This is a genomic window from Paraliobacillus sp. JSM ZJ581, assembly GCF_044383835.1.
Classification (GTDB): domain Bacteria; phylum Bacillota; class Bacilli; order Bacillales; family Amphibacillaceae; genus Paraliobacillus.
Genome location: NZ_JBISEP010000001.1, coordinates 191,691 through 203,532 on the forward strand (window position 1 = coordinate 191,691; position 11,842 = coordinate 203,532).

At 35.0% G+C, this 11,842-nt stretch carries 13 protein-coding genes; all 13 read right to left on the minus strand.

What is annotated here, in order from left to right; translation table 11 throughout:
* Positions 1–167: 167 nt before the first annotated feature.
* Positions 168–413: a YlmC/YmxH family sporulation protein gene (locus tag ACH6CY_RS01040; protein WP_374065345.1), complete on the minus strand. Its 246-nt coding sequence runs from the start codon at positions 411–413 to the stop codon at positions 168–170.
* 69 nt (positions 414–482) lie between these two features.
* Positions 483–1,694 (minus strand): M16 family metallopeptidase, encoded by a 1,212-nt coding sequence (locus ACH6CY_RS01045; protein WP_374065346.1) that lies wholly within the window; start codon positions 1,692–1,694, stop codon positions 483–485.
* 67 nt (positions 1,695–1,761) lie between these two features.
* On the minus strand, positions 1,762–3,876 hold the full coding sequence (gene pnp / locus ACH6CY_RS01050) for a polyribonucleotide nucleotidyltransferase (protein WP_374065347.1): 2,115 nt from the start codon (positions 3,874–3,876) through the stop codon (positions 1,762–1,764).
* Between the two features lie 320 nt (positions 3,877–4,196).
* The gene (rpsO, locus tag ACH6CY_RS01055; RefSeq protein ID WP_374065348.1) at positions 4,197–4,466 is read right to left on the minus strand and encodes a 30S ribosomal protein S15; all 270 of its coding nucleotides are present in this window, start codon (positions 4,464–4,466) and stop codon (positions 4,197–4,199) included.
* A 134-nt stretch (positions 4,467–4,600) separates the two neighbouring features.
* On the minus strand, positions 4,601–5,542 hold the full coding sequence (gene ribF, locus ACH6CY_RS01060; RefSeq protein WP_374065349.1) for a riboflavin biosynthesis protein RibF: 942 nt from the start codon (positions 5,540–5,542) through the stop codon (positions 4,601–4,603).
* 22 nt (positions 5,543–5,564) lie between these two features.
* Entirely contained in the window at positions 5,565–6,467 is a 903-nt protein-coding gene (gene truB, locus ACH6CY_RS01065; protein WP_374065350.1) for a tRNA pseudouridine(55) synthase TruB, read from the minus strand.
* Between the two features lie 90 nt (positions 6,468–6,557).
* On the minus strand, positions 6,558–6,908 hold the full coding sequence (gene rbfA / locus ACH6CY_RS01070) for a 30S ribosome-binding factor RbfA (RefSeq protein WP_374065351.1): 351 nt from the start codon (positions 6,906–6,908) through the stop codon (positions 6,558–6,560).
* A 28-nt stretch (positions 6,909–6,936) separates the two neighbouring features.
* Positions 6,937–7,215, minus strand: coding sequence for a DUF503 domain-containing protein (locus tag ACH6CY_RS01075; RefSeq protein WP_374065352.1), 279 nt, complete (start codon positions 7,213–7,215; stop codon positions 6,937–6,939).
* Positions 7,212–9,296 (minus strand): translation initiation factor IF-2, encoded by a 2,085-nt coding sequence (infB, locus tag ACH6CY_RS01080; RefSeq protein WP_374065353.1) that lies wholly within the window; start codon positions 9,294–9,296, stop codon positions 7,212–7,214. The genes ACH6CY_RS01075 and infB overlap by 4 nt, the downstream gene beginning before the upstream one ends.
* Positions 9,297–9,316: 20 nt before the next feature.
* Entirely contained in the window at positions 9,317–9,622 is a 306-nt protein-coding gene (locus ACH6CY_RS01085) for a YlxQ family RNA-binding protein (RefSeq protein WP_374065354.1), read from the minus strand.
* Entirely contained in the window at positions 9,615–9,896 is a 282-nt protein-coding gene (gene rnpM, locus ACH6CY_RS01090) for an RNase P modulator RnpM (protein ID WP_374065355.1), read from the minus strand. The genes ACH6CY_RS01085 and rnpM overlap by 8 nt, the downstream gene beginning before the upstream one ends.
* Before the next feature lie 13 nt (positions 9,897–9,909).
* Entirely contained in the window at positions 9,910–11,028 is a 1,119-nt protein-coding gene (gene nusA, locus ACH6CY_RS01095; protein WP_374065356.1) for a transcription termination factor NusA, read from the minus strand.
* A gap of 13 nt (positions 11,029–11,041) precedes the next feature.
* Positions 11,042–11,515 carry a ribosome maturation factor RimP gene (rimP, locus tag ACH6CY_RS01100; protein WP_374065357.1) on the minus strand — a complete coding sequence of 158 codons (474 nt, stop codon included), beginning with the start codon at positions 11,513–11,515 and terminating at the stop codon, positions 11,042–11,044.
* Between the last annotated feature and the right edge of the window lie 327 nt (positions 11,516–11,842).

Sequence of the window (11,842 nt, forward strand, 5' to 3'; positions counted from 1 at the left end):
AAGGTACATGTACCCATCAGCGTAATCTACCCAAATGTACGTTAAGCATATTTACTCTGCTTAGTCCTCTTTTAAATTGAAATACGATATAAAAAAACTGTTTAAAGAAAAAAATCTTTAAACAGTTTTAAGTAATGGTAACTTCAAAAAAGAGTCATTTGAATCATTTATTTAGAGATAGGCGTTTGCCGTATCATGATCATATCTTCACCAATTTTTTCTATATCTGACCATAAAATACGCAAATTCTCATCTTCCTTTTTCATGCCGAACCAACTATAGTTAGGAATAATAAATGCAACAATTTCACCTGTTTTTTCATCTAATTCTATGTCTGTTTGCCCGAGAATTCCTAACCTAGTACCAGTTTGAATATCTACAATTTCCTTACTGCTCAAATCACGATATCGCATGACACTTCCTCCCTTTTCTATCATTAGATTATGATAAGAAAAAGCGATCTATTCCGTTTAAATAAAACATTATGGGCAAATTAATGCAGTGGAATAGCTATGATTAAACACTTGGTGTAATACGTGATTTGTTGATTCCTTACTTACTTGATCAATTTCTTCTGATAATTCATCTAAGCTTCTATGTTTACCGAGCATTAACTCATTTTTTCCATTTCTACTCATTCTACTACTAGTACTTTCTAGACCGAGTAACAAATTCCCTTTTAACTGTTCTTTACTATTAACAAACTCTTTTTCAGTTAATCCATTTGAGACAAATGTGGCAATCGTTTGTTGAATTGTTTCTTGCAGTGTTGATAAATGTTGCTTGCCTGTACCAGCATAGATTGTCAATAGCCCATTATCTACAAAAGAGCTATGATACGAGAAGACAGAATAGGCTAACCCTCGTTGTTCTCGAATTTCTTGAAATAATCTAGAACTCATACTTCCGCCCAATACGTTATTTATAATAATTAAACTGAAAATATCTTTATCCTCAATCGGTAACCCTTGATATCCGATACACAGATGTGCCTGCTCTGTTTGCTTTTGTCTCATTAATTCAATTGGTTCAAACTGTGGCTCTACTAATATCTTTGAACAATTTTCATTATCAAATTGATTAAACTGTTCCTCAACTTCATTAATAAATGATGCTTCTACATTACCAGCTATAGAAATAACAATATTATTTGGCGTGTAATGTGCATGTTTATAATGAATTAATTCTTCACGAGTAAAGTGCTGTATCGTGTCTTCCTTTCCTAAGATAGGATAACTTAATGCATGTTTACCATAAGAAGCTTCCGCTAATAAATCATGAACAATATCATCTGGTGTATCTTCTGCCATTCTTATTTCCTCTAGAACTACATTTTTCTCTTTTTCTAGCTCTACTTCGTCAAAAGTAGAGTGGAAAAACATATCTGATAAAAGTTCGATTGCCGTATTTTTATGTGTATCCAGTACTTTAGCATAGTAACATGTATATTCTTTAGAGGTAAATGCATTTATTTGACCACCTATTGCATCAAATGCTTCTGCAATATCTTTTGCCGTTCTTTTCTTCGTTCCTTTAAAAAACATATGCTCTAAAAAGTGAGAAATACCATTATTTTCACTTGTTTCATCTCTGGAACCCGTCTTCACCCATATACCAATTGTTACTGATCTGACAGTTGGAATTGATTCTAAGATAATACGCAAACCATTCGTACAATAATTTTTATGTAGCATCATCATGCTCCTTCCTCACTTGTTGTAATAAGTAAGAAAAGAAACTGGAGAGCCAGTTTCTTTTTGATTACTTGCTTTCTTTATTTTGTTGTTCATCGAGCAATACGGCTTTGCGTGACAAATTAATCCTACCTTGACGGTCAATTTCTTTTACTTTAACCATAATTTGATCTCCAATAGAAACAACATCTTCTACTTTATTAATTCGTTCTAGAGCCATTTCTGAAATATGAACAAGTCCTTCTTTTCCTTTGAACAGCTCAGCAAAAGCACCAAATTTCTCAATACGTTTAACTGTTGCGAGATATAGTTGACCGACTTCAACTTCACGAACAATATCTTCAATGATTTTTTTCGCTTTTATATTCATTTCATTGTCTGTTGATGAAATAAATACATTTCCATCTTGTTCAATATCTATTTTCACACCAGTTTCTTCGATAATCTTGTTTATTTGTTTCCCGCTAGGTCCAATGACATCTCTGATTTTGTCGGGGTGAATACTCATGGTTAAGATTTTTGGTGCATACGTAGATAATTCTTGTTTTGGTTCTTTAATGGTTTCTAGCATATGACTAAGAATGTGCATACGACCTTTTTTCGCTTGAGATAAAGCCTCTTCTAAAATTTCTTTAGATAGACCGTCAATTTTTATGTCCATTTGAAGTGCAGTAACACCATTTGCTGTACCGGCAACTTTAAAGTCCATATCACCAAGGAAATCTTCCATTCCTTGAATATCACTCAAAATCGAATAATCTGCTCCCGATTTAACAAGGCCCATCGCAATACCAGCTACAGGTGATTTAATCGGAACACCCGCATCCATCATCGCTAATGTACTTGCACAAATGCTTGCTTGTGAAGTAGAGCCATTTGACTCTAACACTTCTGATACAAGTCTTATCGTATAAGGGAATTCTGCTTCAGAAGGGATTACCTTTTCTAAAGCACGCTCACCTAGTGCACCATGTCCAATTTCCCTACGACCTGGTCCACGAATAGGACCAGTCTCTCCCACACTGAAAGATGGGAAATTATAATGATGCATAAATCGTTTTGACTCTTCTAAATCAAGACCATCCAGAATTTGAACATCACCTAAAGCACCTAATGTACAGACACTTAATGCTTGTGTTTGACCACGTGTAAATAATCCTGATCCATGTGTGCGCGGTAAAAGACCAACACGAGAAGTTAACGGGCGAATCTCATCTATTTTTCTTCCATCTGGACGAATTTTTTCTTTTGTAATTAAACGGCGTACTTCTTCTTTCACCATGTTGTCTAACACAGCTTTAACTTGTCCAATTGTTGTTTCATCTGCATCATTTTCTTCATAAAAAGCTAGAACTTCAGTTTTAACTTGTTCAATTGCTTCTTCTCTAGCATGCTTTTCATGAACTTGAATAGCAGATACTAGCTTATCATGCGCTTGGCTTTCCACTGCTTTACTAATTTCTTCATCTAACGAAAATAGTTTTACTTCCATCTTTTGTTTACCGACTGCAGCGATAATTTCTTCTTGGAATGCAACTAATCGCTTAACCTCTTCATGACCAAACATGATTGCTTCAAGCATTATCTCTTCAGACACTTCATTTGCGCCTGCTTCTACCATGTTGATAGCATCTTTTGTTCCTGCAACTGATAAATCAAGATCACTCTTCTCTCTCTGTTCAGTAGACGGATTAATGATAAATTCTCCATCCACGCGTCCAACAATAACACCTGCAATTGGACCACCAAAAGGAATATCTGAAATACTAAGTGCAATGGATGAACCAATCATAGCAGCAATTTCAGAAGGTGCATTTTGATCTACACTCATTACTATACTAATTACTTGTACGTCGTTTCGATACCCATCAGGGAATAGAGGGCGAATAGGACGATCTATTAGACGAGAAGTTAATACTGCTTTTTCACTCGGTCTTCCTTCACGCTTAATAAAACCACCTGGAATTTTACCAACTGCATATAATCTTTCTTCATAGTTAACTGTTAATGGGAAAAAAGGCAAATCTTTCGGCTCTTTAGACCCCGTTGCTGTAGCTAAAACAGATGTATCACCGTAATGTATCATACATGCACCATTTGCTTGCTTTGCTAGCTCGCCAACTTCTACAGAGAATGGCTTACCAGAAATTTCTGTTGTGAATACTTTTTTTTCTGATACCATGTTTTTTGACCCCTCTCAAATACCACTTTAAACATTATTTATCTAAGCTAGAGGGTAGAGGCTATCTTATTCATAAATACTTTATATCCTTTTGCGTCTCATTTTTTATTTTGCTCCATCCTGATCAAACAGTTGAAACAGTATTTTCAGCTGTTTGATCAGAATCGAGCGAAAGGACCATAAGAATGATAGCTACGTTATTACACTTCAAGCTTGACATTTGAAAAGTGGTTTAATTAAATACTTTCATTCATATATTTTACTAAAAAAATAATTCTAAACATACAGAAAAAGCGGGAATATTCCCGCTTTCATGTAGATTATCGGCGTAATCCAAGTTTTTTAATTAACTCGCGGTAACGTGTAACATCTTTATTACGTAGGTAATTTAAAAGATTACGACGTTTACCAACCATTTTTAACAAACCACGACGTGAATGATGATCTTTTTTGTGGAAACGTAGATGCTCATTCAAGTTAGTGATTTCTTCTGTTAGGACAGCGATTTGAACCTCTGCAGATCCAGTATCGTTATCATGTGTTTTGAACTCATTAATGATTTCATTTTTACGTTCTTGAGTGATTGCCATCCTTTTTCACCTCCTATAACTATTGTAAAACCCCGATCACCTAGCAAACGGCGGAGAGTCGTGTTGCCAAGTAGATGGTTTCCGTTAATTAGATTACATCTTTTTAGCTTAAAATGCAAGTGTTTATCCATAAATCACGAAAAGAATTGTCGAATTTGTTGTTCGTCTTGTTTTAGTTGGTTAATTAGTAGATTAACAGTAGCAAATTTTTGTTCTTCCCTAATAAAAAGATGCCATTCGATTTTAACTAAATCACCATAGATTATTTGATCAAAATCAAATAAGTGAACTTCGACCGTTTGTTCCGTTTGATCATTTTGCTGATGAAAGGTTGGTTTGTAACCAATATTAGCCATTCCATAAAAAGATTGATTATTTATTAAAACTTTCACACCATAAACACCTGCTTTAGGTAGAGCATACGCTGAATCGGGTAAAACATTAGCAGTTGGATATCCAATTGTTCTTCCCCGCTTTTCACCTTCAATCACTGTTCCTAAAGTTAATAATGGTCTGCCCATTAATTCATGAACCTTTTCTACATTACCTTCCGTGAGTAAATGGCGAATTCGCGTTGAACTGACTTTTTCATTCTCTTTCTCATACTTATCTACAACAGAGATTTCAAAACAGCCATCAGCATCTTCTAGTAATGTATGTATATTTCCTTTTCCTTTGTACCCATATGTAAAGTCAAATCCAGTGATTAAATGTTTAATATTGAGCCCTATAATAAAATGATCGATAAATGCTTTTGGTGATAATTGAGACAAAGTTTCATTAAACGTAATAATATATAACAGATCAATTGTCATATCCGCTAAAATAGACTGCTTTTCCGGTAACGGTGTTAAATAATGGACATCTTGCTTTTTCTTGTTTAGTACGACAGAAGGATGTGGTGAAAAAGTAATGACAGCACTTTTTCGATCTTGTTGCTTAGCAAGCGTTTTTGTTTTTTTAATAAGTTGTTGATGCCCTTTATGGATACCATCAAAAAATCCAATTGCTGCAACAGCTTCTTCTTGTTCAATCGCTTGTAAATGATGTGGGTAGCTTAACGTTATCACTTGCACGTATATTACCTACTTTCTTTTATTACTGAAATACTCGAACAGGTTTAATTTCATAGTCATTGTCTGGATGTTTCTGATAAATCGCTAATAAATCATCTTGATATTCTATACAAAATGGTTGATCCGACGGTACCGAGGTAGGTCTAGGTAGTTTTTGGCCATTCACAACCTTAGTAGCTGTTTTCTCATCAACCTGATAGCTAGCTAAATGCTTAACTCCATAAGTAATAGGAAAAATTAATTCATTTAAGTTGTTTTCTTCTTTTTTCTTTTTTATCTCTGCTAGCGTAACAGACTGATCTTGTGTAAATCCACCTGTTTCTGTACGAACTAATGCAGACATATGGGCAGGATAACCTAATGATGCTCCAATATCAACACACAACGTCCGAATATAGGTTCCTTTGGAGCAAGTGACTTCAAAGGAAAAACGTAAAAGATCTGTTTCTTTTTTTATTGAAAGTGGTATAAAATTGATCGATTCGATTAATACTTGTCTTGATGGTCGATCAACAGGTATATTATTGCGAGCGTACTCATATAATTTCATCCCATTCACCTTAACAGCAGAATATAGCGGAACGGTCTGTGTAATATTACCAACAACATTTTGTAATGCATGATTAATTGTTTGCTCTGAAATTGTTTCATTTACCGATTTTTTTGTGACAATTTCTCCTGTAAAGTCCTCTGTTTCTGTACTATAACCGAGAGTAACTTCAGCAAGATACGTTTTTTTTGTATCGGTTAAAAAAGGAACAATTTTAGTTGCTTGATTAATGCAAATAGGTAAGACGCCCTCGACTTCAGGATCCAATGTCCCTGTATGCCCAACTTTTTTAGTTTGACAAATACGTCTTAATTCCATCACGTAATCATGCGATGTTTTTCCTTTTTCTTTCCATACTGGGATAATCCCGTCCATATCGTTTTCCTCCATTGCCTGTGCCAATTATTGTTCGGTACAAACAAAACCCTTGTATCATTATAGAACAAGGGTTTTGTGAAGTAAATATCATTGATCTTTATTGTGTAAGTCGCGTAAAAGGTGTTCAATTCTATTTCCCTTTTCAATTGTTTCATCAAATTCAAAAAACAATTCAGGAACTTTACGTAGGCGTATTCTACTGCCAATTTCTGAGCGAATAAACCCCTTTGCTTTAGCTAGCCCAACTAACGATTCTTGTTTTTGTTTTTCTTCGCCTAAAACAGAAATAAAAATCTTTGCTTGCTGTAAATCACCTGTCACTTCTACATCAGTAATGGTCACAAAGCCCACACGAGGGTCTTTTATTTTTCGACTAATAATATCTCCTAGTTCTTTTTTCATTTGCTCTGCAACTCGATTTGCTCTCATATGATTCATCAAAATCACCTCTTATGATTGAAAACATTTAAAGCCATTGCTTCTCGGTTATTGTTCGTTCAATCTCTGGAAAGGAATCAATTAAATGAAGACATTGATCCAATATTTTCTCCGCTTGCACTTTTGAATTTGAGACCGTCACAATACCAAACATTGTTTTTTGCCATAGCTCTTGATAAGCTAATTCACTTATTGATACATTGTAATCATTTTGTATCCGGTGAACAATCCGTTTAACCACCGAACGTTTTTCTTTTAATGATTGTTTATCATAGATATGACAAGTTACTTCTAAATAACAAATCATTTACGAGTAATCTCTTCCATAACATAGGCTTCGATTACATCTCCCTCTTTGATATCATTAAAATTCTCGATCGTAATACCACATTCATAATTTTGAGCAACTTCTTTTACGTCGTCTTTAAAACGCTTGAGTGTATCAATTTCTCCTTCGAAAATGACAATACCATCACGAACAATACGTACGCCCGCATTTCTGGTGATTTTTCCATCTGTTACATAGCTACCAGCAATAGTTCCAATTCTAGACACTTTAAACGTTTCACGAACTTCTGCTTGACCGATAACCTTCTCTTCGTATTCTGGATCAAGCATCCCTTTCATTGCTGCTTCTATTTCTTCAATTACTTTATAAATGATTCGATGTAGTCGAACATCTACATTTTCAGATTCAGCAGCTTTCTTAGCATTTACATCAGGACGTACATTAAAACCAATAACGATTGCATTGGAAGCTGAAGCTAAAATAATGTCTGACTCTGTAATAGCACCAACACCAGTATGAATAATATTAACTTTCACACCTTCCACATCAATTTTTTCTAATGAGGAAGCTAGTGCTTCTGCGGATCCTTGTACATCGGATTTAAGAATTAAATTAATATCTTTTATGTCACCTTGTTTGATTTGTTCAAATAAATCGTCTAAGCTCACTTTCGCTTGATCACCACGACGTGCTTCTACTTGTCTTTGTTGACGATCCTCTCCAATACTACGCGCTTTCTTTTCATCTTCAAAAACAACAAAACGATCACCAGCTTGAGGAACTTCATTCAAACCTGTAATTTCAACCGGTGTAGATGGTCCAGCTAGTTTTACACGTCTACCGAGGTCATTGACCATCGCTCTCACACGACCAAAAGTATTACCTACTACAATAGGATCACCAACATGCAACGTACCATTTTGAACAAGAAGGGTTGCTACTGAGCCACGTCCTTTATCTAGCTCCGCTTCTATTACTGTTCCAACTGCAAGACGACTAGGATTTGCTTTTAATTCTTCTACCTCTGCGACTAATTGAATCATTTCAATCAAATCTTCAATTCCTTCACCCTTAACCGCAGAAAGTTGAACAAATATTGTACTTCCACCCCAATCTTCTGGGATTAACTCATGTTCAGTTAATTCTTGCATTACTCGATCAGGGTTAGCTGCTTCTTTGTCCATTTTATTTACCGCAACAATAATAGGAACTTCTGCTGCCTTTGCGTGATTAATTGCCTCAACAGTTTGTGGCATTACACCATCGTCAGCGGCTACTACTAAAATAGCAATATCTGTTACTTGAGCCCCTCTGGAGCGCATGCTTGTAAATGCGGCGTGTCCCGGCGTGTCAAGAAATGTTATTTTTTTGTTATTGTTCTCAATTTGGTAAGCCCCAATATGCTGTGTGATTCCACCAGCTTCTCCTTCAGTAACTTTCGTATGTCTAATAGAATCAAGCAACGTTGTTTTACCATGGTCAACGTGCCCCATAATAGTAACAACAGCTGGTCTTTCAATAACATCAGCTTCATTATCTTCAACGGATATATATTGATCAAGATCGGATTCATCTACTTCTACTTCTTTTTCTGCTGTCACACCATATTCTTCACAAATTAATTCAATGGAATCATTATCAAGATCTTGATTTTTAGTTGCCATCACACCTAAAAACATCAATTTTTTAATTAATTCACTTGTGTCTTTTCCTAATTTTTCTGCTAATTCACCAACAGTTAATGACCCTGTATAGGTAATTTTTGATGCATCTTGTTGCTTTAGCTGGTTTTGAGTATTTCCAACTGGATTTGCTACTTGTTTCTTCTTGTTTTGTTTCTTCTTGTTTTTATTTGAATGTTTTTTTGATTTTTCTTTACTTTCAGTAGCTGCCTTTGTTTGATTAACTGCCTTCTCTTTTTGAGAATGACCTTGTTTTTTCTTGCTATTGAAAAATTCATCTAATTTTATTTTTGTTTCAGTCGTGATAGTAGACATATGATTCGTTACTTCCACATTTAATTCTTTTAACTTATTAATCACTTCTTTGCTTGCTACATTCATTTCTTTTGCGTATTCGTATATGCGTATTTTACTCATACATTCACCCCCGAATTTATTTAATCGAGTAACGAGTTCAGTTTAGAAGCAAAGCCATCATCATTGATAGCAATAGCTACTCTTCCAGTTTTTCCAATCGCATGAGAAATCGTATCTCGGTCATCCACGATACAAATTGGTACCTGATAATAATCGCATTTATCCATTAACTTCTTTTTGGTTTGTGATCCGATATCATTAGCAAGTAAAACTAATTTTGCTTTGCCTTTTTGAATATCTCGTATAATCGATTCTTCGCCTATCGTAATTTTTTTAGCACGATAAGCTAATCCTAATAAGTTCAAATATCTTTGATTCTTATTCAATTTTCTTTCCCTCTATAACACGTTCTAGTTGTTGATAAATCACATCATCAATTGTGGTTTGTAATTGACGTTCAAGCACATTTGATTTTCTAGCCTGTTCAATAACACTTATCTCTTTTGAGATATATGTTCCACGTCCATTTTTTTTACCAGAAGGATCTACAAAAACGTCACCTTCTTTTGTACGAACAATTCGAATTAACGATTGTTTCGGCTTCATTTCTTGTGTCATGACACATTTTCGAAGAGGTATTTTTTTATTCTTTTTTGGCATGATCTATTCCCCCTTAATCAAATAAATCTTCACCTGTATCAAATAACGGTTCTTCCAATTGATCGTTTACTTCTTTTTCTTCAGCAAGTAAACCTACCTTTTTTGCTTCCGATTCACTTTTAATATCAATTTTCCATCCAGTCAACCTAGCTGCTAAACGTGCATTTTGTCCACGTTTTCCGATAGCTAGTGATAACTGATTATCTGGTACAATGACCGTTGTTGCTTGCTCTTCTTCGTTTACTAGTACTTTAACAACTTTAGATGGACTAAGTGCATTGGAAACATAAACTACTGGATCGTCTGACCATTCAACGATGTCAATTTTTTCACCCTTCAATTCATCAACAATCGTTTGAACACGCTGTCCACGTTGACCAACACAAGAACCAACTGGATCAATTTCTGGATTCGGTGCATGTACAGATATCTTTGAACGATCACCCGCTTCTCTTGCAACAGAACGGATTTCTACAATACCCTCATAAATTTCAGGAACTTCTATCTCAAATAGTCGCTTTAATAAACCAGGGTGTGAACGAGATACAAAAATTTGTGGCCCCTTATTTGTATTTTCTACTTTTGTAACAAATACTTTAATACGATCATGCACATTATAAACTTCTGTTGGCATTTTTTCTCCTTCAGGTAACTTTGCTTCTACTTTACCTAAATTAACATAGACGAAACGTGGATCAACACGTTGGATAATGCCATTCATTATGTCCTCTTCACGATCAATATATTCATTAAATATGACACCACGTTCCGCTTCACGAACGCGTTGTGTTACTACTTGTTTGGCTGCTTGAGCTGCAATTCGACCAAAATCCCTTGGTGTTACTTCTAACTCAATTACATCTCCAATTTCATAATTGGGATTTATTTGTTTTGCTTCTTCCCAGTCAATTTGTTGTTGACTATCTTCCACTTCTTCCACAATTTCTTTTCGTGAAAATACATGCATACTTCCTGTTTGTTCGTTTATATCTACACGAACATTCGTTGCGGATTTAAAATTCTTTTTATAAGCGGATATTAAAGCGGCTTCTAACGCTTCCATTAATACTTCTTTATTTATCCCTTTCTCTTTTTCCAAATACTGAATGGCATCAAAAAGCTCACTACTCACTACTCTTCCCCCTTTAATTAAATGTAACTGCTAAACGAGCCTTTGCAATTTTCTTAAATGGAATTTGCACTGTTTTGGTACGGGTTTTTACTGTTATTTCTATTGTAACAAACTCGCCATCAAATGCGGTTAGTTTTCCTTCAAATGTTTTTGAACCTTCATAGGGCTCATATAAAGAAACAAAAACAGATTTACCTATACTTTCATTGAAATCTTGCTCTTTTTTTAGTGGTCTCTCAGCACCTGGCGAAGACACTTCTAAATAATAAGGGACAGATACGGGGTCCTGTTGATCTAATTGTTCACTTAATTGTTCTGACACGATACCACATTCTTCAATGTCTACACCTTCAGGCTTATCAATAAACACACGTAAAAACCAATGTTTCCCTTCTTTTTCAAACTCGATATCCACAAGTTTTAAATGCATGTTATCTAAAATCGGTTGGACAAGTTCTCTTGTTTGATCAGTCACTTTTTTTCCCATTATCGTTACCTCCTTTGTTGAACATATTTATCTTCATAGGGTTCCGTGTTCAGTCGTTTTCGTTTATATTTTTCTACTTAGCTTACGCTTTTTTCCTACTTTTCATTATTACAATTGTATAATTATAAAACCCTTGCCATTATTCGGCAAGGGAAGCTGCTGTCTAAGTAAGATCGTGACTTGTCGTCCTTACGTTTCATACGACACTCCGTGTAACAAAGATATTATGTGTAAAGAAAGAGTGGGTTTCCCCACTCTTTCTTTACCATATATCTTCTTAACAAAAATAACTATAGCATAAACGATGTAATTATGCAAATAATGCCT

What these genes read in the sequence shown, in the direction of transcription:
- rbfA (WP_374065351.1), bottom strand. Translation starts at nt 6,908, where the DNA reads ATGAATCATATGAGAGCAAATCGAGTTGCAGAGCAAATGAAAAAAGAA.
- infB (WP_374065353.1), bottom strand. Translation starts at nt 9,296, where the DNA reads ATGAGTAAAATACGCATATACGAATACGCAAAAGAAATGAATGTAGCA.
- truB (WP_374065350.1), bottom strand. Translation starts at nt 6,467, where the DNA reads ATGGACGGGATTATCCCAGTATGGAAAGAAAAAGGAAAAACATCGCAT.
- ACH6CY_RS01040 (WP_374065345.1), bottom strand. Translation starts at nt 413, where the DNA reads ATGCGATATCGTGATTTGAGCAGTAAGGAAATTGTAGATATTCAAACT.
- rnpM (WP_374065355.1), bottom strand. Translation starts at nt 9,896, where the DNA reads ATGCCAAAAAAGAATAAAAAAATACCTCTTCGAAAATGTGTCATGACA.
- ACH6CY_RS01075 (WP_374065352.1), bottom strand. Translation starts at nt 7,215, where the DNA reads ATGATTTGTTATTTAGAAGTAACTTGTCATATCTATGATAAACAATCA.
- rimP (WP_374065357.1), bottom strand. Translation starts at nt 11,515, where the DNA reads ATGGGAAAAAAAGTGACTGATCAAACAAGAGAACTTGTCCAACCGATT.
- pnp (WP_374065347.1), bottom strand. Translation starts at nt 3,876, where the DNA reads ATGGTATCAGAAAAAAAAGTATTCACAACAGAAATTTCTGGTAAGCCA.
- rpsO (WP_374065348.1), bottom strand. Translation starts at nt 4,466, where the DNA reads ATGGCAATCACTCAAGAACGTAAAAATGAAATCATTAATGAGTTCAAA.
- ACH6CY_RS01045 (WP_374065346.1), bottom strand. Translation starts at nt 1,694, where the DNA reads ATGCTACATAAAAATTATTGTACGAATGGTTTGCGTATTATCTTAGAA.